Here is a 22,915-nt window from a genome sequence, read left to right on the forward strand (position 1 = left end):
CTGGCTCGTCCGGCTGCGGCCAACCGAGACTCGCGTCGCCAACCCGCCGCTGCTGCGGCTGCGGGCGGCGTGAAAATGAATTTTTCAGGGACGACGAATTATCGCCGATGGCTCTGGCGCGGCCTGGTCGCCCGACCGTTACTTCGACAGCAGCCGCATGGCCTCTTCCAGACCTTTGAGGGTCAGGGGGTACATGCGCCCGCCCACGAGCTGGCGGATGATGCCGATGCTTTGCCGGTACTCCCACACGCCTTGGGGTTCGGGGTTGATCCACACGTGGTGCGGGTAGGCGTGCGTGAGCCGCTGCAGCCACTCGGCGCCGGGTTCGTCGTTGTTGTACTCGACGCTGCCGCCGGGTTGCAGGATTTCGTACGGGCTCATCGTCGCGTCGCCCACCAGGATGAGCTTGTAGTCTTTGTTGTAGGTGCGGATGACGTCCCAGGTGGGGATTTTTTCTGCGTAGCGCCGGCGGTTGTTTTTCCACACGTAGTCGTAGACGCAGTTGTGGAAGTAGTAAAACACCAGGTGCTTGAACTCGGCGCGCGCAGCGGAAAAAAGCTCCTCCACGCGCTGGATGTGCTCGTCCATGGTGCCCCCCACGTCCATCAGCAGCAGCACTTTGACGTGGTTGTGCCGCTCGGGCACCATTTTGATGTCCAAGCACCCGGCGTTGGCGGCGGTGGCGCGGATGGTGTCGGGCAGGTCCAGCTCAAGGTTGGAGCCCTCGCGCGCGAAGCGGCGCAGCCGGCGCAGCGCCATCTTGATGTTGCGCGTGCCAAGTTCCTGGGTGTCGTCGTAGTCGCGGTACAGGCGCTGCTCCCACACCTTGACCGCGCTTCGGTTGCCGCCCTTGCCGCCGATGCGGATGCCCTGCGGGTTGTGGCCGCCGTGGCCAAAGGGGCTGGTGCCGCCGGTGCCGATCCATTTGTTGCCACCGGCGTGGCGCTCCTTTTGTTCTTCGAGCCGCTTGCGCAGCTCGTCAAACAGCTGGTCGTAGTCGTAGCGCGGGGCGGCGGCCTTTTGTTCTTCGCTCAGCAGCCGCTGCAGCGCCTGGCGCAGCCATTCGGCGGGGATGTCGCGCGTGAAATCGGCCACGTGCTCCACGCCGTGGAAGTACGCCGCAAACGCGCGGTCGAACTTGTCGTAATGCTTTTCGTCCTTGACCAGTGTGCAGCGCGCCAGGTGGTAAAAATCCTCCAGCGAGCACGCCTCGGGGTTGCGCGGACCCACCACACCGGCCTGCAGCGCCTCCAGCAGCGTCAGGTACTCTTTGACCGACACCGGCAGCTTGGCCGCTCGCAGCGTGTAGAAAAAGTCGATCAGCATGGTCGCCTGCGCCTTGCGCCCCTCAGCGGTTGCGCTGGTTCATGAACACCAGCTTTTCAAACAGCACCAGGTCTTGCTCGTTTTTCAGCAGCGCACCCACCAGCGGCGGGATGGCGATCTGGCCCTCCGCGGTGGCCAGCGCGCTGGGGGCGACGTCCTCGGCCGCCAGCAGCTTGAGCCAGTCCAGCAGCTCCGAGGTCGAGGGGCGCTTTTTGAGCCCGGGCAGTTGGCGGATGTCGAAAAACACCTTCAGCGCGGCGCGCACCAGCTCGTCTTTCAGGCAGGGGAAGTGCACGTCCACGATGCGCTTCATCGTGGCCGGGTCGGGGAACTTGATGTAGTGGAAGAAACAGCGGCGCAGAAACGCATCGGGCAGCTCTTTTTCGTTGTTGGAGGTGATGAACACCAGCGGCCGATGGCGTGCGCGGATGGTCTCGCGCGTCTCGTAGCAGTGGAACTCCATGCGGTCGAGCTCGCGCAGCAGGTCGTTGGGAAACTCGATGTCGGCCTTGTCGATTTCGTCGATCAACAGCGCCACGGGCTGCTCGGCGGCAAACGCCTCCCACAACACGCCTTTGACGATGTAGTTGCGGATGTCCCTGACCCGGTCGTCACCGAGCTGGCTGTCGCGCAGGCGGCTGACCGCGTCGTACTCGTACAGACCCTGCTGCGCCTTGGTGGTGGACTTGATGTGCCACTGCAGCAGCGGCATGCCCAGGGCCTTGGCCACTTCTTCAGCCAGCATCGTTTTGCCGGTGCCGGGCTCGCCCTTGAGCAGCAGCGGCCGCTGCAGCCGGATGGCGGCGTTGACGGCCAGCAGCAGGTCGGGGGTGGCCACGTAGGTGGAGGAGCCTTCGAAACGCATGGTGCATCCTTGAGGTGAGAGCGCGCGCACGGGAGAACCTAGGGAAACTCCTGCCCCGGTTGGAGCCGCTCGCGCGGCGGGAACGCTGGAACCAGTCTATATAATCCGGCGTTGATTTTTGTCAAACAACCCTGCGATTGTGCTTGCAACATGAACCAAACGCCGACTCTGCTGCTCAAGACCGCTGTCGCGGCTGTGACGTTGATGGGGGCCGCTGGCGCCTGGGCCCAGGTGGCCGGTGACGCCAAGGCAGGGGAGGCCAAGGCCGCCATGTGCATCGGCTGCCACGGTATCCCGGGGTACCAGAACAGCTTTCCGGAAATCCACCGCGTGCCGATGATTTCGGGGCAGTCGGCGCCGTACATCAGCGCCGCGCTGCAAGCCTACCGCAAGGGCGACCGCAAACACCCGACGATGCGCGGCATCGCCGGGTCGCTGACCGACCAGGACATCGCCGACCTGGCCGCGTTTTACAGCACCCACCACAGCGCCCAGGCGCCCGAGCAGCCCGCCAAGGCGCCTTCGGCGGCGGTGGCGCAGTTGCTGGAAAAGGGCGCTTGCGCGTCGTGCCACGGCGCCAACTTCAGCAAGCCCGTCGACCCGAGCTACCCCAAGATCGCCGGGCAGCACGCCGACTACCTGTTCGTGGCCCTCAAGTCGTACAACGTGCAGGGCAACCCCTACATCGGCCGCGCCAACCCGATCATGGGCGGCATCACCCAGCAGTTCAGCAACGCCGAGCTCAAGCAGTTGGCCAACTACCTGGCCAGCCTGCCGGGCGAGCTGGCCACCAAGCCGCAACCGCGTTTCCGTTGAAGGTGCGCGGGCGCCCCGCCCGTGCCAACATGATCCACGACCGGCCCCGTGCGGGCCGGTTTGTTTTTGGGTGGTTACCTGACCGCAGGGCTGACCGGCGTAAGTCCATGACAGGCGCGGGAGTATAATCGACGGTTTTCGTCCAGGCCGCATCGGTCTGGTGGTGCAACACGATTGGATGGGGGATTGGGCCATGCAAGGGCTTCATCTGACGGCTGATCTGTACGACTGCCGAGGGGCCGACGGTCTGATGACCGACGCGGCGGCGTTGGCCGAGCTGTGCCGACGCCACACGATCGGGGTGGGGTTGACCCTGGTCGATGAGAAGTGGTATCCGTTTCCGCCTTACAACGGCCAGCCCGGTGGTGTCACCGGCATGTTGCTGCTGGCCGAGTCGCACCTGGCGGTGCACACCTGGCCGGAGCGCCGCGCGGTCACGCTGGACGTGTACGTGTGCAACTTCACCACCGACAATTCGGCCAAAGCGGAGGCGTTGCTGCGCGAGATCGTCGCCGCCTTCGAACCCGGTCGCAGTGAAATCCACCGCCTGCAGCGCGGGGGTGAGCAGCGGCCGCCGGCCGAAACCGTGCTGGAGGCGCTCAACGACGCGGGCGACGCCGTCTACGGTTACACCGCCACCGAGCGGGTGTTGGCCAAACGCAGCCCGTACCAAACCATCGAAGTGTTGCGCACGCCGCGCTTCGGGCTGGCGATGCGCATCGACGGCCACTTCATGACGTCCGAGGGCGAGGAGTTTTACTACCACGAGTGCCTGGTGCACCCGGCGGCGGTGGCGCACGGCGCGCCGCGGCAGGTGCTCATCATCGGCGGTGGCGACGGCGGCGCGGCCGAGGAAGTGCTCAAGCACCGCAGTGTCGAGCGCGTCGTGATGGCCGAACTGGACGCCGAGGTGGTGGCGGTGGCCCGGCAGCACTTCGGCGCCGTGCACCGGGGGGTGTTCGACGACCCCCGGCTGCACGTGCGCATCGGCGACGGCCTGGCCTACGTGGCCGACACGCAGGACCGCTTCGACCTGATTCTGCTGGACCTGACCGACCCCGAGACCCCCGCCGGCTCGCTGTACACCGAGGCGTTTTTCCGCAGCCTGCAGCGCATCCTCAACCCGGGCGGTGCGGTGGTGTTGCACACCGGCACCCCCGTGTTTGAGCCCGAGCAGGTCGCGCGCATCAACGCCGAGCTGCGCGCGGTGTTTGCACAGGTGCACCCGTTTGGGCTGTACGTGCCGCTGTACGGCGCGTACTGGGGGTTTGCCATCGCGTCGGACACGTTGCAGCCGCGCGCGTTGGACGCTGCCGTGTTGGCCGCGCGCGTGCAGGCGTTGCCCGACCTGCAGTACTACAACGCCGACGTGCACCACGCGCTGTTCGCGTTGCCCAACTACTACCGCAAGCTGGTGCAGCCGGGCGGCGTGCGTGCGCAGGCCGGCTGCTGCGCCGAGGCGGCCACGGTGTAGCGCGTCGTGCGTGCTACGATGGCCCCCGCAGGTAGCGCACCGTTGGGGGTCGTCGTGGAAGTTCGCCCGTTGAAACGCCGGCTGCAGCGCCCCGCTGCAGCCCCTGGCCTGCGCGGTCTTCGGCTGCTGGTGGTGCTGGGGCTGCACGTGGCCACCACCCAGGCAAGCGCCGATAGCGCCCCGCTCAGCGAGGCCGATTTTTTTGCGCCCATGGCGCCCGTGCTCAGTGTCACGCGGTTGGCCCAGCCGCTGGCCGAAGTGCCAGGCGCGGTCACCGTGCTGGATCGCGACATCATCCGCCGCAGTGGGGCGCGTGACTTGGCCGAGTTGTTGCGGCTCGTGCCGGGGTACATGGTGGGTGGTTTCAACGGGGCCAACATGTCGGCGGCGTACCACATGCCGCTGGATGAGTATGGTCAGCGCAACTTGGTGCTGGTCGATGGCCGCTCCTTGTACGGCAGCGGCTACCTGGGGGGTACGGTGCGTGGCCTGCCCACCGTGGTGCTGGACGATATCGAGCGCATCGAGGTGCTGCGCGGCTCCAATTCGGCCGCGTATGGGGCCAATGCCTTGTTTGGGGTCATCAACGTCGTGACCCGCCACGCCGCGGACGTGGAGCGGCGCCGGCTCGCGGTCAACGTGGGCAACGACGGTATCCTTGACCTGACTGCCGGCGTGGCCTGGGCCGTGCCCGGGGTGCATCATCGGCTGACCGTGCAGCGCATGGGCGACGATGGCTACCTGCCGGGGACGGGCGTCAATGATGCGCGCCGGGTGGCGCAGTTGCACTGGCGTGCCGACGCCGTGCCCGACGCCGGTCTGGAGTGGTCATGGCGTGCGGGTGTGTCCGACCTGGCGTTGGGCATGGGCTACGAGGGCAATGTGGGGGATGCGCCGCGCACGCTGCATCAGCGCTGGCTTTACGCCCAATGGCAGGCCCGTCATGAGCTGGCAGGGCAAGATGCCTTGCGCTGGTCGCTCGCATGGGACCGCATCGACGTCACCGACCGGTATGCGTACGCCCCGTTGCCGCCGGTGGTGGTGGATTTTGGCGGTCGCGAGCAGCGGGTGGCGCTGGACGTGCAGCACGAGCGGCGCTGGAGCGACGCATGGCGCTCCGTGCTGGGGCTTGGCTGGTCCCGCGAGGGCATACGCTCGCGCCCCCTGTTCGACACCGACGCCGAAGTGGCGGTGCAACGGGGGCGTGCGTTCGCGACGCTGGAGTGGCGCGCCACGCCCCGTTGGGTGGTCAACGCCGGTCTGTACGCCACGGATCACAGCCGGTTGGGCCTCAGCGCGTGGCCACGGCTGATGGTCAACCACCACCTCAATGAGCACCACACGTTGCGTGCTGGCGTGACGCGTGCCGGGCGCGAGCCCCTGCTGTTCGAGCAGGCGGCCAACGTACGCTACCGTTTCCCGACGCCGCCCTATGAAATTGCCACGGTCGTGTCCAGCGGCACCGTGGGGCTGGAGCGGCTGGACGTGCGCGAGCTCGGCTACCTGGGCCATTGGCCGCAGCACGGGCTGTCGGTGGATGTGCGCCTGGCGCGCGAGCAACTGCGTGACTACATCGAAGAAGTGCGGCTTGAGGGACAACGGCGGGATTTCGTCAATCGCGGTGGTTTCGTGCAGCACTCGCTCGAGTACCAGTTGCGCTGGCAGCCCAACGCCGATACGCGCTGGTGGCTGGGGCAGGTGTGGACCAACACCAACTGGGTCGATGCCCGTTACTTGCGCCAGCCACCCAAGCGCATGCTGACCGCGGGCTGGTGGCAGGCCTTGCCCAACGGGTGGGACGTGGCGGTGATGGTGTTCGGCCAAAGCCGTATGAGTTGGCGCCAGCCGGGGACGTCGTCGCTGCCGGGACGTGGGCGCGTGGACGTGCGGCTGGCGCACCGTTGGCGCAGCGCCGACACCGACACCGAGCTGGCGCTGGGCGTGCAATCGCTCGGTGGGGCGCAGTCCGCTTTCATCCCCAGCCGTGTGCTGGATCGTCGGGTGTACCTCACGCTGCGGTTGACGCAGTGAAGGCGACGATGGCCGGGCGTGCGGGGAGATCAAGCAAGGGCCGGCGCGCGTTGTTGCTGGGGGCTGTTAGCGCGTGGTTGGGCGAGTCAGCCTGGGCCCAGGATGGGGTGTGGCTGGCCCAGTCGGACACCAACGCGGCCAACGAGGAGGCTGCGGCGGCGGTGCGCGATGTGCTGGGCGAGCGCGCTGCGGTCAGCACGGCGTTGTGGGCGGCGCTTCAAGGGGCTCAGCCGCGCCTGATCGTGACCTTGGGGGTGGCCGCGCTGCGCGGAATGCTGCAGCGCCGTGCGCGCGAGCCCGGCCTGGCCAACGTGCCTTTGCTGGCTGGGCTGGTGCCACGCCAGGCGGTCGAGGCCGAGGTGCCAGCAGGCACGCGCCTGTTTGCGGCCGTGGTGCTGGATCAGCCGACGGAGCGCTACGGCGAGCTGGTGCGCGCTGCGCTGCCGGCGCGCCGGCAGATCGGTGTGTTGTTGGATGACCCGGCGCGCCGCAGTGCCCAGGTGTTGCAGCGCTGGGCGGCCGTGGCCGGACGTCAACTGATCACACAGGTCGTGCAGGAGGGCGACGTGGCCGAGGCGCTGCGGCGCGTGCTCAACCAAGCCGACGTGCTGCTGGCGCTGCCCGACGTTGGGGTTTACCGCGCCGACGCGTTGCAAAACATCCTCGTTGGGGCGTACCGGCGCCGTGTGCCGGTGGTCAGCTACGCGGTGGCCCATGCGCGCGCGGGTGCGGTGCTGGCGCTAGCGGCCCTGCCCGCCCAAGCAGGCGCTCAAGTGGGGGAGGTCGCGCGTCTGATGTTGAGCGGCCGCGCGCCTGCGCCACTGACGCTGGCGCGTGACTTCACGGTGGTCGTCAACGAAGGGGTGGCACGCTCGTTGGACCTGGTGCTGCCAACCCCTGAGGAGATTGCGGCGGCCGTAAGGACGGCCGAGCGCCAGGAGGGACGCGCATGAACCCCGAGCGGCGGCAACAACGGCGCATCGCCTGGCGTTTGTGGTGGGCGGCGGCCCTGCCGGCGTTGCTGGTCGTGCTGGTGCTGGGCACGAGCCTGATCGACCGTTACCTGCACGACGTGAGCCAGGCGTGGCGGCAGCGGGCGGTGGCCACGGCGCAGCAGCTGGTCGCGGCGGCCGAGTTCGCCTTGTTTGCCGACAACCGTGCGGCGTTGCAGCGGTTGGCCAGCGGGGTGCGCGAGCGTGACCCGCAGGTGCTGGGGGTGGCGTTGTTGGGGGCCGACCAACGGCTGCGCGCGCTGGCAGGCGAGGTGCCGCTGCCCGAACGGGCGCTGGAGCAGGGCGACCAAGTCAGCGTCGAAAGTAACGCCATCCGGGTGGTGGCGGTGGTGCATCCGCGGATCGCGGCCGGCGACGATTGGTTTGACGCCGAAGGGGCCATCCTGGCCCGACCATCCGAGGTCGCCCCGCTTGGGTACGTCGTGGTCCGCTTGGACACAGGCGCCTTGCAGCGGCAGCGGCGTGCGTTTTGGGGCTGGCTCGTGCTGTGGGGGCTGGCTGCACTGGTGCTGGCGGGCGCCCTGGCCTACCGCATCGCGGCCAGCGTCACCCACCCGCTGGCGCACATCAGCGAGGTGGTCGCCCGCATCGGTCGCGGCGAGAAAATGGTACGCACCGTGCCGTCGCAACGGCGGGTTTTGGCGGAACTGGGCCAGGGCATCGACGCCATGGCCGAGGCGGTGGAGCAGAGCCAGCAACGCCTGGAACAACGCGTGCGGGAGGCCACCGACGCGCTGCGCGCGCAAAAAGAACAGGCTGAGCGCATGGCGCGAATCGACAGCCTGACCGGGTTGGCCACGCGCCGCGCGTTCGTGGAAGCGGCGCATGCCGAGGTGCTGCGTGCCCACCGCTTCGGCGAGCCGTTGGGCTTGCTGATGTTCGACCTCGACCACTTCAAGGCGATCAACGATACCTATGGGCACGCCGTGGGGGACGCGGTGCTGGCGCAATTTGGCCATGATTTGGTCACCACGCTGCGCGGCGTCGACATGATCGCGCGGCTAGGGGGCGAGGAGTTTGTTGCCCTGCTGCCACGCTGCGGCTTGGATGAGGCCCACGCGGCGGCCGAGCGCGTGCGCGCAGCGGTCGAGCAACGGCAGCTCAAGCACCATGGCCACACCGTGCGTTACACGGTGAGTGTGGGGGTGGCCACGTTGTCAGCGCAGGACACCGATTGGGAGGCCCTGCTGGCCCGCGCCGACCAGGCCTTGTACGCGGCCAAGCGCCAGGGCCGCAACCAAGTGGCCGTGGCGTCGGCGTCCGGCCCCGCGGGGTGAGCGGCCCGCCCCGCTCAAACCCAACCCGCCAGCCGCTGGCGGTGGCGCTGCAACTGGCTGCGCACCTGCGCCGGGGCGGTGCCGCCGACGGTGGCACGTGCGGCCAGGCTGCCGGGCAGGCTGAGCACGTCGTACACATCGGCGCCAATGGCCGGGTGGAAACGCTGCAGCTCGTGCAGCGGCAGCTCGCTCAGGTCCACGCCGCGCTCGCTGGCCAGGCGCACGGCGGCGGCCACCGTTTCGTGCGCGTCCCTGAACGGCACGCCTTGCTTGACCAAGTAGTCCGCCAAATCGGTGGCGGTGGCGTAGCCCTTGCGCGCGGCGGCTTCCATCGCGGCGCGGTTGACCGTGAGGCCCCCGGTGCGCTGCCCCGTGGCCGGGTCGCGCTCGCCGCCGATCATGTCGACAAAGATGCGCAGGGTGTCGCGCAGCGTGTCCACGGTGTCGAACAGCGGCTCCTTGTCCTCCTGGTTGTCCTTGTTGTAGGCCAGCGGCTGGCCCTTCATCAGCGTCAGCAGCGCCATCAGGTGGCCCACCACACGGCCGGTCTTGCCGCGCGCCAGTTCCGGCACGTCGGGGTTTTTCTTCTGCGGCATGATGGAGCTGCCGGTGGTGAAGCGGTCGGCCAGGCGGATGAAGCCAAAGTTCTGGCTCATCCACAGGATCAGCTCTTCGCTCAGGCGGCTGATGTGCACCATGATGAGCGAGGCTGCGGCGGTGAACTCGATGGCGAAGTCGCGGTCGCTGACCGCGTCCAGGCTGTTGAGGCACAGCTGGGGTTCGCCGCGCTCGTCGACCATGCCCAGCGTGCGGGCCACGCGCGCGCGGTCCAGCGGGTAGGTGGTGCCGGCCAGGGCGGCGCTGCCCAGCGGCAGCCGGTTGACGCGGCGGCGCACCTCCAGCATGCGCTCTTCGTCGCGCGCCAGCATTTCCACGTACGCCAGCAGGTGGTGCGCCAAGCTGACCGGCTGCGCCACCTGCAGGTGGGTGTAGCCCGGCAGGATCGTCTCCACATGCTCGTCGGCCACGCGCACCAGCGCCGCCTGCAGCTCGCGCAGCAGCGTCACCAAGCCGTCGATCTCATCCCGCAACCACAGCCGCACGTCGGTGGCGACTTGGTCGTTGCGGCTGCGGCCGGTGTGCAGCCGCTTGCCGGCGTCGCCGACGAGTTGGGTCAGCCGCGCTTCGATGTTGAGGTGCACGTCCTCCAGCGCCAGCTTCCACTCGAACGTGCCGGTTTCGATCTCGTGCGCGATTTGCTGCAGACCGCGCTGAATGTCGGCCCAGTCCTGCGCGCTGATGATGCCTTGCGCGGCCAGCATCTCGGCGTGCGCCAGGCTGCCCTGGATGTCGGCTTTCCACAGCCGCCGGTCGAAAAACACGCTGGCCGTGTAACGCTGCACCAGCTCGCTCATGGGTTCGGTGAACAGGGCCGACCAGGCCTGGGACTTGGCATCGAGCTGGTTGTGTGACATGGGGTAGGGCAAAGGCTGGACGCCCGAGGCGGGCTCAGGGTATAAAGTCAGAACCGACAGGGATTGTACCGGCGCGCCGTCGCCGCACGGGCCGCGCCGCAGGAGTCTGACGATGGCAACGCGCGTGCTGGTGGTGGACGACGAAGCGCTGGCCCGGCAACGCCTGCGCGATCTGTTGCTCGAATGGCAGCCCAACGCGGAGGTGGCCGAGGCCGAGGACGCGCGCACGGCGCTGGCGCGGCTGCGATCGGAGCCGTGGGATGTGGCGCTGCTGGACGTGCAAATGCCGGGGTTGGATGGCTTGGCGCTGGCGGCGCTGCTGCGCGGCCAACCCAAGGCGCCGGCGCTGGTGTTCGTCACCGCGCACGCCGAGCACGCGCTGCGCGCGTTCGAGCTCGACGCGGTGGACTACCTGACCAAGCCGGTGCGCCGCGAGCGCTTGCACCAAGCCTTGGACAAAGCCCTGCGCTGGCACGCCTCGGGCGCGGCCGAGGCGACCGAGCCTGCCCCGGCACGCCCCGCCGCCACGACCGAGGCGCTCATCATCCACGAGCGCGGCCGCACCGAGCGCGTGCCGCTGGACGACGTCATTTACCTCAAAGCCGAGCTCAAGTACCTGACCGTGCGCACCGCCCAGCGCAGCTACATCTACGACGGCGCGCTGCACGACTTCGAGCGCAGCCAGCCCGAGCGCTGGTTGCGCATCCACCGCAACGCGCTGGTGGCGCGCCAGCGCGTGCGGTCGCTGCAGCGTGTGCACGAGCGCAGCGCCGGCCCGCAGGGCGAAGCGTTCGATGGCTGGGTGGTGGTGCTGGACGGCGTGCCGGAGCGGCTGCAAGTGTCGCGCCGCCAGCTGCCCAGCGTGCGCGAAGCCCTGCGGGCCGAGGCCACCGTGCTAGCATCGGGCGCATGAGCGCCCCCTGCAGCCCTACCGTCGCCCGATCGGGTTTGGACCTCACCATCGCCACCCGCGAAAGCCGCCTGGCCCTGTGGCAAGCCGAGCATGTGCAAGCGCACCTGCAGGCCGCCGGTCACCGTGTGCGGCTGCTGGGCATGACCACGCGCGGCGACCAGATTTTGGACCGCACGCTGTCCAAGGTGGGCGGCAAGGGTCTGTTTGTCAAAGAACTGGAAGTGGCGCTGGAGCAGGGGCGAGCCGACCTGGCGGTGCACTCGCTCAAGGACGTGCCCATGGAGCTGCCCCCGGGCTTTGCGCTGGCGTGCGTGATGCCGCGCGAAGACCCGCGCGACGCCTGGGTGTCGCCGCACGCGGCGGAGTTGGCCGAGCTGCCTGCGGGGGCGGTGGTTGGCACGTCCAGCCTGCGGCGCATGGTGCTGCTGCGTGCGGCGCTGGCGCGCCTGGGGCGCCAGGACGTGCGCATTGAGCCGCTGCGCGGCAACCTGGACACGCGGCTGCGCAAACTGGACGATGGTCAGTACCACGCCATCGTGCTGGCGGCAGCCGGGCTGCGTCGGCTGGGGCTGCAGGCGCGCATCCGGCGTGTGTTCGAGCCGCACGAGATGCTGCCCGCCGCCGGACAGGGGGCGCTGGGCATCGAAATACGCGCCGAACGCCACGACGTGGCCCAGGCCTTGGCGCCACTGGCGCACCGACCCACGTGGTACGCGGTCGAGGCTGAGCGGGCGGTGTCGCGTGCCCTGGGTGGCAGCTGCTCGGTGCCGTTGGCCGCCCACGCCGAGTGGCCCCACGGCGCACCGACCGAGGGTGATGCGCCGGCGTTGCTACGCTTGCGCGCGGCGTGGGGCGACCCCGATCAGGCGGGGGTGTTGTTGACCGCGCAAGTGCAAGCCGAAGTTGGCTCGTTGGCGCAAGCACGCACGCTGGGCGAGCAGGCGGCCGCCGCGCTGCTGGCGCAGGGCGCGCGCGTGGCGCCGGCGTGACCATCCCACGCCGTCGGCCATGCAGCGCCCATCCGTCGTCGTCACCCGGCCCGAAAGCCAAGCCGGCGCCTGGGTGCAAGCCTTGCGCGCGGCCGGCTGGCCCGTGGTGGCGTTGCCGTTGATCGCCACATGTCCCACGGTTGCGCCCGATGCGCCTGCCCCGTGGACCGGTGGTGAGCGGTGGGACGCGGTGATGGTGGTCAGCCCTGCCGCCGTGCAGGCGGCCCAGCATGCGCGCTGGCCGGTGCCCGCGCCGCCCACCCGGCTGTGGGCCCCGGGGGCGGGCACGGCCGCCGCGCTGCGTGCCTGGGGGGCCGACCCCGCGCGGGTGGACGCACCCAGCGCCGACGCCGGCCCGGCGACGATGGACTCGGAGAGCCTGTGGTCGCTGGTGCGGCCGCAGATGGGACCCGGGCGGCGCTTGCTGGTGCTGCGTGGGGTGTCGGCCGACGGGCGCGAAGGGCGCGACTGGCTGCTGCAACAGGCGCGCGCCAGCGGCGCCGACGTCGTGGCCCTGCCGGTGTACCGGCGCGCGTTGCCTGCTTGGGACGAGGCGCAGCGCCGTCACGCCACGGATCTGGGCCGGGCGGTGTGGCTGTTCAGCGCCAGCGAAGCTGTTGCGCACTTGCAACAGTTGCTGCCGCACGCGGTCTGGCGCGACGCCACGGCCGTCGTGACCCATCCCCGCATCGCGCAGGCCGCCGCCGCCGCGGGGTTTGGGCGTGTGGTGGTGGCCGCCCCCACGGTGGCCGCGGTGTTGCAAGCCCTAGAATCGGTGGCGTGAACCAAGCCCCCGTCGAGCCCATCCCGGCCACTGCCCCGGCACCGCCTGCCGCCGCGTTGAGGTGGGCGGTGGTGGTCAGCACCGTGCTGGCGCTGTTGGCGCTGGCGCTGGGCGGCGTGTTGTGGCAGCGGCTGGCCCGCACCCAGGAGGAGCTGGCCCGTCGCACGCTGCAGCAGCAAACCGAGCAGGCCGCCGTGCGGGCGTTGGCCGAGCAGGCGCAGGCCGCCAGCGCGGACATGCAAGCGCGCCTGGGCGTGCTGGAGATGCGCGTGGCCGAAGTCAGCCTGCAGCGCAGCCAGTTGGAAGAGCTGATGCTGTCGGTGTCGCGCTCGCGCGACGACGCGCTGGTGCAGGACCTGGAAGCGGCGCTGCGGCTGGCGGTGCAACAAAGCCAGTTGACCGGCAGCGTGCAGCCCATGGTGTCGGCGCTGCAGGGGGCGCAGCAGCGCATCGAGCGCGCCGCGCAGCCGCGCCTCAACCCGGTGCAGCGGGCCATCGCGCGCGACCTGGAGCGCATCCGCGCCGCCACCCTGGCCGATGTGCCGGCGCTGGTGGCCCGGCTCGACGAACTGGCGCGCAGCGTGGACGAATGGCCGCTGCGCAGCGGGCCGCCGACGCCCGCGCCGCGCACACCGCCGCCGACCCCAGGTGCCGCCGCGGCCAAGGGGCAGTCGGCTGCGGCACCGGCCGCCGACCCCGGTCCGTGGTGGTCAAGGGCGCAGGCCTGGGCCGCTGCGGCGCTGCGCGACGGCTGGGCACGTTTGCAGCTCGCGCTGCAGGACTTGGTGCGCATCCGGCGTATCGAACAGCCCGAAGCCGTGCTGTTGACGCCCCAGCAGTCGTACTTTCTGCGCGAGAACGCCCGTTTGTTGCTGCTCAACGCGCGGCTGGCGGTGCTGGCGCGGCAATTCGATGGGGCCCGGGCCGACCTGCGCACGCTGCAACGCCACTTGGAGCGCTACTTCGACACCGAGGCGCCGTTGCTGCAGCCGGTGCTGCGCACCTTGGGCGAACTGCAGCGCGACCTGCGCAGCGACGCGCTGCCTCGCCCCGACGAGACCCTGGCGGCCTTGGCCGCCGCCGCCGGAGGGCGTTGAGATGGCGCGCTGGTGGCCGTGGGGCGGGGTATGGCGGTGAAGCGCATCTTTGGCTGGCTGCTGCTGGCGGCACTGGCCGTCGCGGCGGCGTTGTTGATGGGCGACAACCCCGCCACCGTGTCGCTGTTTTGGCCGCCGTGGCGCGTGGACGCGTCGTTCAACCTGGTGCTGGTGGCGCTGGTGGCGGGTTTTGCGCTGCTGTACGCGGCGCTGCGTGGGGTGGCCTGGCTGCGTGCGCTGCCGGCACGCGCGCGGCGCTGGCGCGCGCTGCAGCACGAGCGTGCCACCGTCGGCCTGCTGCTGCAGGCGCAGGGCTACCAGTTGGGTGGGCGCTTCGTGCGCGCGCAAACCGCGGCGCGCGAGGCGATCGAACGCCTGCAGCAGCCTGGTGAGCTGCCGCCGTACCGTGGAGGGCTGTGGGTGCTGGCGCACCTGGTGGCGGCGCAAAGCGCGCACGCGCTGGGCCAACACGGGCAGCGTGACGCATGGCTGGCGGCGGCCCTGCAAGGCACGCAGCCGCCGCACGGTGACGGCGTGGCCGAGGCCCGCGAGGGGGTGTTGCTGTGCGCCGCCGAGTGGGCGCTGGACGCCGGTGATCTGCAGGCGGCGGCGCAGTACCTGGGCCAACTGCCGCAAGGGGCGGCGCGGCGCATCCAAGCGGTGCGGTTGCGGCTGCGGCTGGCGCAAGCGCGCCGCGACACCCATGCGGCGTTGGAGCTGGCGCGCTTGCTGGCCAAACACCGGGCGCTGTCGCCGCAGGCGGCCCAGTCGCTGCTGCGCGGTTTGTGGCGTGACGCGGTGCAAGCCGCCAGCGACGCCGCCTCGCTGCTGGCGGCGTGGCGGCTGCTGCAGGGCGACGAGCGGCGTGACCCGCGTCGGGCGCTGGTGGTGCTGCGCCGCGTGGCGCAGCTGGGCTGGCCGATGGACGAACCGGGCGCGGGCCTGCCGGCCGTCGTCGACGAGGCGATCCGGGTCGCCTGGAGTGGCCTGGACCAGTTGGGCGACGACGAACGGCTGCAGGCCGTGGCGTTGGTCGAGCCGTGGTTGGCACGGCTGGAGGGCACGTGGCTGGCGCGGCTGGAGCAGGCCCAGCAGCGTGCCCCCAACGATGTCGCGTTGCAATACCTGGCGGGGCAGGCGTACCGCGCCCGTGGGTTGTGGGGCAAAGCGCAAACGCTGCTGCAGCTGGCGGCCCGATCGCTGCCCGCTGGCGATGTGCAACGCCGCGCCTGGGTGGCGCTGGCCGAATTGGCCGAGCAGCGTGGCGACGCCGACGCCGCGCAGCAAGCTTGGCAGCAGGCGGCGCGGGTCGGTTTGCCGTCCGTGTGACCACGCGCTTGGCGCGTCAGCCGGTGCCGACGGGCGGGACGCCGCCATGTATTGGCGCCCAACGCCGACAACGTCAGGGCACCGTCGCGATGAAATCCACACAGGCCGCCAGCAGCGCCTCGGGCTGATCCCGGTGGGGGCTGTGTCCGCAGTCGGGCAACACGCAGCGTTGCGCGTGGGGCACTTGCATGGCGATCGCGTCGAGCTGCGCCAGCGTGCCGTACTCGTCCTGTTCGCCCTGCACCAGCAGCAGCGGTGCGCGGATGCGGGCGCATTCGGCACGGATGTCGAAGGTGCGAAACGCCGGGCTGAGCCACACGTCGTTCCACTGCCAAAAGGCGTTGTCCACATCGGCGTGGTGGCGCGCCAGGCGCGCGCGCAGGTCGCCATGCAGGTACGCGTCGCGCGCGGCGGCGATGGCGCCCAGCGCCACGTCCTCCACGAACACGTGCGGCGCCAGCGCCACCACCCCCGCCACCGGGTGGCGCGCCGCGTACAGCAGCGCGATCGTGGCGCCGTCCGAGTGGCCCACCAGCAACGGCGGCTGTTGGATGCCCAGCGCCTGCAGCAGCGCGGGCAGCACCGTCCACGCATGCCGGTGCATGTAGTCGGGGCCATGGCGGCCGGTGCCGCGCACGTCGGGGATCGGGTCCGACCCACCGTAGCCCTGGCGCGAGTACAGCCAACCCACACGCCCGCTGGCGTGGCACAGCGCCTGCGGCCAGTGCTGACCGCGCTGGCGCCACAGGCCCACGCTGCCCAGCCCCTCGTGCAAAAACACCATCGGCGCGCGCGCGCGGGTGGCGTGGGGCGGGGCGATGGCCTGCACCTCCAGCGCCACCCCGTGCACCGGCACGCGCTGCGGCGCTGGCAGGGGCGTGTTGGGTGTTAGGGGCGTGTTGGGCGGCATGGGCCGTATCGTAGCCGGCGGCGCGCACGGCCCAGGGCGCGTCGGGTTATGCTTACGACCCCATGCGCTTGTTGCTCGGATCGTTTTGGCGCTCGGTCGCCTATTGCTTGCACCCACGGGTGATCGCGCTGTCGCTGCTGCCGCTGGCGCTGATGGTGGCGGGGGCGCTGGCGCTGGGCTACCTGTTTTGGGACCAGGCGGTCGACGCGGTGCTGCAGTGGCTGCAGTCGTGGTCGCTGGTGGAGTTCGTGCTGGGCTGGCTCGACAGCGTGGGCCTGGGCGCGCTGCGCCACGTGGTGGCGCCGTTGCTGGTGCTGCTGGTGGCCACGCCCATCATCGTCGTGGCCGCGTTGCTGCTGGTGGCGCTGATGATGACGCCGGCGATCGTGGACCTGGTGGCGGCGCGGCGCTTTGCCGACCTGGAGCGGCGCCACGGCGGCGGATGGTGGCGTGGGCTGGGGTGGTCGCTGTGGTCGACCGTGCTGGCGCTGCTGATGTTGTTGGTGTCCCTGCCGCTGTGGCTGGTGCCGCCGCTGGCGCTGGTGCTGCCCGCGCTCATTTGGGGGTGGCTGTCGTACCGCGTGCTGGCCTACGACGCGTTGGCCGAACACGCCAGCGTCGACGAGCGGCGCGCGTTGATGCGCACCCACCGCGTGCCGCTGCTGGCCATGGGCATCGTGACGGGCTTGCTCAGCGCCGCGCCCAGCGTGTTGTGGGCCTCCGGGGCCATGTTCATCGCGCTGGCGCCGTTGCTGCTGCCGCTGGCCATCTGGATTTACGCGCTGGTGTTTGCGTTTGCGTCGCTGTGGTTCGTGCACTACCTGCTGGCGGCGTTGGCCGAGCTGCGCCACGCCACCCCGTCGGTGGCCACCCAGACCGCGCCGGCGCGCGACGCCGTCCCGCCGCCCCCCGAGCGGGTCATCGACGTCCCCGCGCGCGAACTGCCCCCGTCGTCCTCATGAGGTTGGTGTGAACACAGACAAACCCTCCATCGGCCTGATCGTCATCGGTGATGAGATCCTGTCGGGCAAGCGGCAAGACAAGCATATGCCCAAAGTGATCGAGCTGCTGCAGGCCCGTGGGCTGCAACTGGCCTGGGCGCACTACGTGGGCGACGACCGCGCGGCGATCACCGAGGTGCTGCGCCAGGCCTTTGCACGCGACGGCGTGGTGCTGTCCACCGGCGGCATCGGCGCCACGCCGGACGACCACACGCGCCAGGCTGCGGCCGCCGCGCTGGGTGTGCCGCTGACCCTGCACCCCGAGGCCAAGGCGCTGATCGAGCAGCGCATCCGCGACATGTGTGCCGAGCGTGGCGAGCCCTACGACCCCAGCCGCCCCGACCACGTCCAGCGGCTGCAAATGGGTTGCTTCCCCGAGGGCGCCACGATCATCCCCAACCCGTACAACAAAATCCCCGGTTTCAGTTGCCGCGGCCCGGGCGGGGGCGTGGTGCATTTCGTGCCCGGGTTTCCGGTCATGGCCTGGCCGATGATCGAGTGGGTGCTCGACACCCTGCACCGTGACCTGCACGGTCGCGCGGCGCAGCGCGAGCGCTCTGTCATCGTGTACGGCGCGATGGAGGCCACGCTGACGCCGCTGATGGAGCGCATCGAAGCCGACCATCCGCAGGTGCGCGTGTTCAGCCTGCCCAGCGTGGACCACCCCGAGCACGGCCGCCACATCGAACTGGGCGTCAAAGGGCCGCCCGAGGCGGTGCAAATCGCGTACGATGCGCTGCTGGCGGGGTTGCGCGCGATGGCGCAGCGGCTAGGCCCTGAAATGGTGCGATAACGATGCACGCTGTTGGTGCAATGCACTGTTGTGGTGCATTGTAGGGTGGTTCGTTGGCCCAACTGATCACGCGCGCAACCTGGCACGCAACGTGCTTAGCCTGACCCACGTCAACGTTTCTGACCCCTCACCGCAACAAGGAGCACTGGCATGGCCAAAACCGTCGCCGACGTCATGAACATGATCAAGGAAAACGACGTCAAGTTCGTCGATTTCCGCTTCACCGACACCCGTGGCAAGGAGCAGCACGTGACCGTGCCGGTGTCGGCCTTCAGCGAGGACAAATTCACCAGCGGCCACGCCTTCGACGGCTCGTCGATCGCCGGCTGGAAAGGCATCGAAGCGTCCGACATGCTGCTGATGCCCGACCCCGCCACCGCCAACCTGGACCCGTTCTTCGAGGAAACGACGCTGTTTTTGCAGTGCGACGTCATCGAGCCCAGCGACGGCAAGGCCTACGACCGTGACCCGCGCTCGATCGCCAAGCGCGCCGAGGCGTACCTGAAGGCTTCCGGCCTGGGTGACACCGCTTACTTCGGGCCTGAGCCGGAGTTTTTCCTGTTCGACGGCGTGCGCTGGAGCACCCAGCCGGGCAACTGCTTCTACGAAATCGAGGAGTACGAAGCGCCCTGGAACACCGGCACCAAATACGACAACGGCAACCGTGGCCACCGTCCGCGCACCAAGGGCGGCTACTTCCCGGTGCCGCCGGTGGACAGCACGCACGACATGCGCGCCGAGATGGTGCTGATCCTGGAGTCGCTGGGCATCCCGGTCGAGGTGTTCCACCACGAAGTGGCGGGCGCCGGCCAGTGCGAAATCGGCACCAAGTTCTCCACGCTGGTGCAGCGTGCCGACTGGACGCAGACCCTCAAGTACGTGATCTGGAACGTCGCCGAGCGCTACGGCAAGACCGCCACCTTCATGCCCAAGCCCTACCACGGCGACAACGGCAGCGGCATGCACGTGCACCAGTCGGTGTGGAAAGACGGCAAGAACCTGTTTGCCGGTGACGGCTACGCGGGCCTGAGCGACTTTGCGCTGTACTACATCGGCGGCATCATCAAGCACGCCCGCGCGCTCAACGCCATCACCAACCCCACCACCAACAGCTACAAGCGCCTGGTGCCCCACTTCGAAGCGCCGGTCAAGCTGGCGTACTCGGCCAAGAACCGCTCGGCCTCGATCCGCATCCCCTACGTGGCCAACCCGAAGGCACGCCGTGTCGAGGCGCGCTTCCCGGACCCGATGGCCAACCCGTACCTGTGCTTTGCCGCGCTGCTGATGGCGGGCCTGGACGGCGTGGAAAACAAAATCCACCCGGGCGAAGCCGCCACCAAGGACCTGTACCACCTGCCGCCGGAAGAGGACAAGCTGGTGCCCACCGTGTGCCACAGCCTCGACATGGCGCTGGACTACCTGGACAAGGACCGTGCGTTCCTGACCAAGGGCGGCGTGTTCACCGACAGCATGATCGACGCCTACATCGAGCTCAAGATGCAGGAAGTCAACCGTGCCCGTGTCGAGGTCACCCCGACCGAGTACGACATGTACTTCAGCCTGTGATGGCGCACCGCCCTGCGGCCGGCGCGACGGCAGGGCGGCGGTGACCGTGGAGTGCGGGGCGGCCGGGTGCCGCCCCGCACCGTTTTGGGTGATACTGTGGCCATGAGAGCACCAACGCACGCACGCAAGGGGACGGCTGTGGCGCTGCTGCTGGCGCTGGGCGCCATGGGGCTGCCGGCGCTGGCGCAAGGCAGCAAAATCTGGCGCTGCGGCAACGAATACACCAACAACCCCGGCCCCGACCCGCTCGGCCGTGGATGCCGCGAAGTCCAGGGAGGCAACCTGACCATCGTCGAAGGCACGCGCGTGCCGCCGCCCGCGGCCACCCCGCCGACGGGCAGCGGCGGCGCGGCCGCCGCCCCCGCGGCACGCAATGGCGCCGAGCGGGTTGGCGCTGGCGAGCAGCGCCAGCGCGACGCCGAAGCGCGCCGCATCCTGGAGCAAGAGCTGCAGCGCGCGCAGCAACGCCTGGAGCAGGCCCGCGCCGACTACGCCGACGGCAAGCCCCCGCGCCTGGCCAACGAGCGCACCGACGGGCCGCGCTACCAGGCGCGGGTGGAGGAGCTGCGCGCGCGCGTCGAGCGTGCCGAGGCCGACGTGGCCGCGCTGCAGCGTGAGCTGGCCCGCTTGCCCCCGGCCGAGGGCCGCTGAACACCGATGACCGACACCGCTGTACCAGCTTCGGCCGACCTGTCGGCGCTGGATCTGCTGGCCACGCTGGTGGCGGTGGTCGACGACGCCGGTCGCATCGTTTACGCCAACCACGCGCTGGAAGACGCCATCGGCCTGTCGCGGCGCAACCTGCAAGGGGTCGATCTGGCCGACTGGCTGCTGCCGGCGTCGCTGTGGCACAACGCGCTGCAAGGTGCGCAGCAGCACGAGTACGCCGTCATCCGCTACGACACGCAGTTGCGCCGCCTGCTGCGGCCGCCGCTGCCGGTGCACCTGGTGCTGGCCACGACCGACGAACGTGCGCGGCGCATCGTCGAAATGCTGCCGCTGGAGCAGCAGGCGCGTCAGGAGCGCGAAGAGCGGTTGCTGGAGCAGACCCAGGCCAACAAGGCGATGATCCGCAACCTGGCGCACGAGATCAAAAACCCCTTGGGCGGCATCCGTGGCGCGGCGCAGCTGCTGCAAATGGAGCTGGGGCAGCGGCCCGACCTGGCCGAGTACACCGACGTCATCGTGCACGAGGCCGATCGCCTGCAAGCGCTGGTGGACCGGCTGCTGGAGCCGCACCGGCGCGCGCTGCAGTTCAGCGACGTCAACATCCACGAGGTGTGCGAGCGCGTGCGCGCGGTGCTGCTGGCCGAGTTTCCCAAAGGCCTGCAGGTGGTGCGCGACTACGACACCTCGATCCCCGAGTTCCGGGGCGACCGCGAGCTGCTGATCCAGGCCGTGCTCAACCTGGCGCACAACGCCGCGCAGGCCCTGCGCGAGCGTATCGCCGCGGGCGACGCGCGCATCACCCTGCGCACGCGTGTGCAGCGGCAGGTGACCTTTGGCAAGCGGCGCGTGCGCCTGGCATTGGAATTGCATGTCATCGACAACGGCCCCGGCGTGCCCGACGACATCCGCGAGCGCATCTTTTACCCGCTGGTGTCCGGGCGCGACGGGGGCACCGGCCTGGGCCTGACGCTGGCGCAGACCTTCGTGCAGCAGCACCAGGGCCTGATCGAATGCGACAGCCGCCCGGGCCACACCGACTTCACCATCCTGATCCCGCTGGCGTGAGTGCGGCCACGGGGCCCGGGGTGGCAACGATGCACAAGGCTGGCGCATGAAACCGATCTGGATCGTCGACGATGACCCCTCCATCCGCTTCGTGCTGGAAAAAGCCCTGGCGCGCGAGGGCCTGACCACACGCAGCTTCGATTCGCCGCGCGCCGTGCTGGACGCCTTGGCCGACGCCAGCGACGACGGCCCGCAGGTGCTGGTCAGCGACATCCGCATGCCCGGCAGCACCGGCTTGCAACTGCTGGAGCAGGTGCGCCGCCAGCGCCCCCGGCTGCCGGTGATCATCATGACCGCCTACTCCGACCTGGACAGCGCGGTGGCAGCGTTTCAGGGTGGGGCGTTTGAGTACCTGCCCAAGCCGTTCGACTTGCCCAAAGCGGTCGAGCTGATCCGCCGCGCCGCCGATGAGAGCCTGCGCGACGAGGAAGCCAGCGCCGAGGCCCTGCAGGTGGCGCCCGAAATGCTGGGGCAGGCGCCGGCCATGCAGGACGTGTTTCGCGCCATCGGCCGGCTCAGCCAAAGCCACGTCACGGTGCTGATCACCGGCGAATCCGGCACCGGCAAAGAGCTGGTGGCGCGCGCGTTGCACAAGCACTCGCCGCGCGCGGGCGGTCCGTTCGTCGCCATCAACACCGCCGCCATCCCGCGCGACCTGCTGGAGTCCGAGCTGTTTGGCCACGAGCGCGGCGCCTTCACCGGCGCGCAGGCGCTGCGCCGCGGCCGCTTCGAGCAGGCCGAGGGCGGCACGCTGTTTCTGGACGAAATCGGCGACATGCCGCTGGAGTTGCAAACGCGCCTGCTGCGCGTGTTGTCCGACGGGCATTACTACCGCGTCGGCGGCCACGCCCCCATCAAGGCCAACGTGCGTGTCATCGCCGCCACGCACCAAAACCTGGAGCAGCGCGTGCGCGAAGGCGCGTTCCGCGAAGACCTGTACCACCGCCTCAACGTCATCCGCCTGCGCCTGCCGCCGCTGCGCCAGCGGCGTGAGGACATCCCGCTGCTGGCGCGGTTCTTTTTGCAGCAAAGCGCACGCCAACTGGCGGTGGAGCCCAAGCGCTTGTCGCCCGAAGCACTGGCCGCCCTGCAGCGCTACGACTTTCCCGGCAACGTGCGCCAGTTGGAAAACCTGTGCCACTGGCTCACCGTGATGGCCCCGGCGCAGGTGGTGGGGGTGGAGGACTTGCCGCCCGAGGTGCTGCAAGCGTTGGCGGCGCCAGCCGCCCCCGCGGACCTTGGCACCGCGGTCACACCAGCCACCCCCCGCGCGCCGGCGGACCGTGCGGGGCCGGGCGGCCCGGCGGGCTGGGAAGACGCCCTGCGTGCCGAAGCGCTGCAGTTGCTGCACGCCCAGCCCGGTCAGGTGTGGGACGCGCTCACCCAGCGCTTCGAGCGCTGCCTGATCGAGGCGGCCTTGCACCACACCCACGGCCGCCGTATCGACGCCGCGCAGCGCCTGGGCATCGGCCGCAACACCATCACACGCAAGATCGACGAGTTGGGGTTGGATGGCTGAGGA

The 22,915-nt window shown here is 69.9% G+C and carries 20 protein-coding genes; 16 read left to right on the forward strand and 4 right to left on the reverse strand.

The genetic code is table 11. The annotated features are described in order from the left end of the window. Positions 1-138 precede the first annotated feature (138 nt). Entirely contained in the window at positions 139-1,326 is a 1,188-nt protein-coding gene (locus EDC36_RS11290) for a vWA domain-containing protein (RefSeq protein WP_132963367.1), read from the reverse strand. Positions 1,327-1,348: 22 nt separating this feature from the next. Then, complete coding sequence (locus tag EDC36_RS11295) at positions 1,349-2,191, reverse strand: AAA family ATPase (protein WP_132963368.1); 843 nt, start codon at positions 2,189-2,191, stop codon at positions 1,349-1,351. Between the two features lie 150 nt (positions 2,192-2,341). On the opposite strand from EDC36_RS11295, the gene EDC36_RS11300 reads away from it, so the two are divergent. The 5 genes from EDC36_RS11300 (at position 2,342) to EDC36_RS11320 (ending at position 8,802) form a co-directional block, all read left to right on the forward strand. Next, positions 2,342-3,007, forward strand: a complete 666-nt coding sequence (locus tag EDC36_RS11300) for a c-type cytochrome (RefSeq protein ID WP_132963369.1) — start codon at positions 2,342-2,344, stop codon at positions 3,005-3,007. A gap of 193 nt (positions 3,008-3,200) precedes the next feature. Further along, positions 3,201-4,481, forward strand: a complete 1,281-nt coding sequence (gene speE / locus EDC36_RS11305) for a polyamine aminopropyltransferase (RefSeq protein WP_132963370.1) — start codon at positions 3,201-3,203, stop codon at positions 4,479-4,481. A 69-nt stretch (positions 4,482-4,550) separates the two neighbouring features. Beyond that, positions 4,551-6,512 (forward strand): TonB-dependent receptor plug domain-containing protein, encoded by a 1,962-nt coding sequence (locus tag EDC36_RS11310; RefSeq protein ID WP_165902862.1) that lies wholly within the window; start codon positions 4,551-4,553, stop codon positions 6,510-6,512. An 8-nt stretch (positions 6,513-6,520) separates the two neighbouring features. Continuing rightward, positions 6,521-7,465: an ABC transporter substrate binding protein gene (locus EDC36_RS11315; RefSeq protein ID WP_132963372.1), complete on the forward strand. Its 945-nt coding sequence runs from the start codon at positions 6,521-6,523 to the stop codon at positions 7,463-7,465. Then, on the forward strand, positions 7,462-8,802 hold the full coding sequence (locus tag EDC36_RS11320; RefSeq protein ID WP_132963373.1) for a sensor domain-containing diguanylate cyclase: 1,341 nt from the start codon (positions 7,462-7,464) through the stop codon (positions 8,800-8,802). Before EDC36_RS11315 ends, EDC36_RS11320 begins: the two co-directional genes overlap by 4 nt. 14 nt (positions 8,803-8,816) lie before the next feature. On the opposite strand, the gene argH is transcribed toward EDC36_RS11320, so the two are convergent. After that, entirely contained in the window at positions 8,817-10,277 is a 1,461-nt protein-coding gene (gene argH / locus EDC36_RS11325) for an argininosuccinate lyase (protein WP_132963374.1), read from the reverse strand. A gap of 112 nt (positions 10,278-10,389) precedes the next feature. Between argH and EDC36_RS11330 the strand changes: the two genes are divergently transcribed. From EDC36_RS11330 to EDC36_RS11350, 5 genes are read left to right on the forward strand one after another with little or no spacing between them, the layout of a single operon-like run. Continuing rightward, positions 10,390-11,190, forward strand: coding sequence for a LytR/AlgR family response regulator transcription factor (locus EDC36_RS11330; protein ID WP_132963375.1), 801 nt, complete (start codon positions 10,390-10,392; stop codon positions 11,188-11,190). Further along, complete coding sequence (gene hemC / locus EDC36_RS11335; RefSeq protein WP_132963376.1) at positions 11,187-12,179, forward strand: hydroxymethylbilane synthase; 993 nt, start codon at positions 11,187-11,189, stop codon at positions 12,177-12,179. Before EDC36_RS11330 ends, hemC begins: the two co-directional genes overlap by 4 nt. 19 nt (positions 12,180-12,198) lie before the next feature. Next, positions 12,199-12,963: a uroporphyrinogen-III synthase gene (locus EDC36_RS11340; RefSeq protein ID WP_132963377.1), complete on the forward strand. Its 765-nt coding sequence runs from the start codon at positions 12,199-12,201 to the stop codon at positions 12,961-12,963. Beyond that, entirely contained in the window at positions 12,960-14,060 is a 1,101-nt protein-coding gene (locus tag EDC36_RS11345) for a uroporphyrinogen-III C-methyltransferase (RefSeq protein WP_132963378.1), read from the forward strand. Before EDC36_RS11340 ends, EDC36_RS11345 begins: the two co-directional genes overlap by 4 nt. A gap of 30 nt (positions 14,061-14,090) precedes the next feature. Beyond that, on the forward strand, positions 14,091-15,389 hold the full coding sequence (locus EDC36_RS11350) for a heme biosynthesis HemY N-terminal domain-containing protein (protein ID WP_132963379.1): 1,299 nt from the start codon (positions 14,091-14,093) through the stop codon (positions 15,387-15,389). 73 nt (positions 15,390-15,462) lie between these two features. Here the strand turns inward: EDC36_RS11350 and EDC36_RS11355 are convergent, their stop codons facing one another. Then, positions 15,463-16,299, reverse strand: a complete 837-nt coding sequence (locus EDC36_RS11355; RefSeq protein WP_132963380.1) for an alpha/beta fold hydrolase — start codon at positions 16,297-16,299, stop codon at positions 15,463-15,465. A gap of 62 nt (positions 16,300-16,361) precedes the next feature. Here EDC36_RS11355 and EDC36_RS11360 point away from each other — a divergent pair, with 62 nt between their 5' ends. From EDC36_RS11360 to ntrC, 6 genes are all read left to right on the forward strand, one after another. Then, a complete protein-coding gene (locus EDC36_RS11360; RefSeq protein ID WP_132963381.1) occupies positions 16,362-17,261 on the forward strand; it encodes an EI24 domain-containing protein in 900 nt (299 codons plus the stop codon). A gap of 7 nt (positions 17,262-17,268) precedes the next feature. Then, positions 17,269-18,093: a competence/damage-inducible protein A gene (locus tag EDC36_RS11365; protein ID WP_132963382.1), complete on the forward strand. Its 825-nt coding sequence runs from the start codon at positions 17,269-17,271 to the stop codon at positions 18,091-18,093. A 150-nt stretch (positions 18,094-18,243) separates the two neighbouring features. Beyond that, complete coding sequence (gene glnA / locus EDC36_RS11370) at positions 18,244-19,659, forward strand: type I glutamate--ammonia ligase (protein WP_132963383.1); 1,416 nt, start codon at positions 18,244-18,246, stop codon at positions 19,657-19,659. 102 nt (positions 19,660-19,761) lie between these two features. Beyond that, positions 19,762-20,310: an HlyD family secretion protein gene (locus EDC36_RS11375; RefSeq protein WP_132963384.1), complete on the forward strand. Its 549-nt coding sequence runs from the start codon at positions 19,762-19,764 to the stop codon at positions 20,308-20,310. Positions 20,311-20,316: 6 nt separating this feature from the next. Continuing rightward, positions 20,317-21,393, forward strand: a complete 1,077-nt coding sequence (glnL, locus tag EDC36_RS11380; RefSeq protein WP_132963385.1) for a nitrogen regulation protein NR(II) — start codon at positions 20,317-20,319, stop codon at positions 21,391-21,393. Positions 21,394-21,439: 46 nt separating this feature from the next. Next, complete coding sequence (ntrC, locus tag EDC36_RS11385; protein ID WP_132963386.1) at positions 21,440-22,912, forward strand: nitrogen regulation protein NR(I); 1,473 nt, start codon at positions 21,440-21,442, stop codon at positions 22,910-22,912. Positions 22,913-22,915 lie beyond the last annotated feature (3 nt).

This window comes from Tepidimonas ignava, assembly GCF_004342625.1.
Classification (GTDB): Bacteria; Pseudomonadota; Gammaproteobacteria; order Burkholderiales; family Burkholderiaceae_C; genus Tepidimonas; species Tepidimonas ignava.

Coding starts and splice junctions, on each gene's coding strand:
- EDC36_RS11340 (WP_132963377.1), top strand. CDS start 12,199: ATGCAGCGCCCATCCGTCGTCGTCACCCGGCCCGAAAGCCAAGCCGGC.
- EDC36_RS11295 (WP_132963368.1), bottom strand. CDS start 2,191: ATGCGTTTCGAAGGCTCCTCCACCTACGTGGCCACCCCCGACCTGCTG.
- ntrC (WP_132963386.1), top strand. CDS start 21,440: ATGAAACCGATCTGGATCGTCGACGATGACCCCTCCATCCGCTTCGTG.
- glnA (WP_132963383.1), top strand. CDS start 18,244: ATGGCCAAAACCGTCGCCGACGTCATGAACATGATCAAGGAAAACGAC.
- EDC36_RS11290 (WP_132963367.1), bottom strand. CDS start 1,326: ATGCTGATCGACTTTTTCTACACGCTGCGAGCGGCCAAGCTGCCGGTG.
- EDC36_RS11350 (WP_132963379.1), top strand. CDS start 14,091: ATGGCGGTGAAGCGCATCTTTGGCTGGCTGCTGCTGGCGGCACTGGCC.
- EDC36_RS11330 (WP_132963375.1), top strand. CDS start 10,390: ATGGCAACGCGCGTGCTGGTGGTGGACGACGAAGCGCTGGCCCGGCAA.
- EDC36_RS11315 (WP_132963372.1), top strand. CDS start 6,521: ATGGCCGGGCGTGCGGGGAGATCAAGCAAGGGCCGGCGCGCGTTGTTG.
- argH (WP_132963374.1), bottom strand. CDS start 10,277: ATGTCACACAACCAGCTCGATGCCAAGTCCCAGGCCTGGTCGGCCCTG.
- speE (WP_132963370.1), top strand. CDS start 3,201: ATGCAAGGGCTTCATCTGACGGCTGATCTGTACGACTGCCGAGGGGCC.
- glnL (WP_132963385.1), top strand. CDS start 20,317: ATGACCGACACCGCTGTACCAGCTTCGGCCGACCTGTCGGCGCTGGAT.
- hemC (WP_132963376.1), top strand. CDS start 11,187: ATGAGCGCCCCCTGCAGCCCTACCGTCGCCCGATCGGGTTTGGACCTC.
- EDC36_RS11355 (WP_132963380.1), bottom strand. CDS start 16,299: ATGCCGCCCAACACGCCCCTAACACCCAACACGCCCCTGCCAGCGCCG.
- EDC36_RS11375 (WP_132963384.1), top strand. CDS start 19,762: ATGAGAGCACCAACGCACGCACGCAAGGGGACGGCTGTGGCGCTGCTG.
- EDC36_RS11360 (WP_132963381.1), top strand. CDS start 16,362: ATGCGCTTGTTGCTCGGATCGTTTTGGCGCTCGGTCGCCTATTGCTTG.
- EDC36_RS11320 (WP_132963373.1), top strand. CDS start 7,462: ATGAACCCCGAGCGGCGGCAACAACGGCGCATCGCCTGGCGTTTGTGG.
- EDC36_RS11300 (WP_132963369.1), top strand. CDS start 2,342: ATGAACCAAACGCCGACTCTGCTGCTCAAGACCGCTGTCGCGGCTGTG.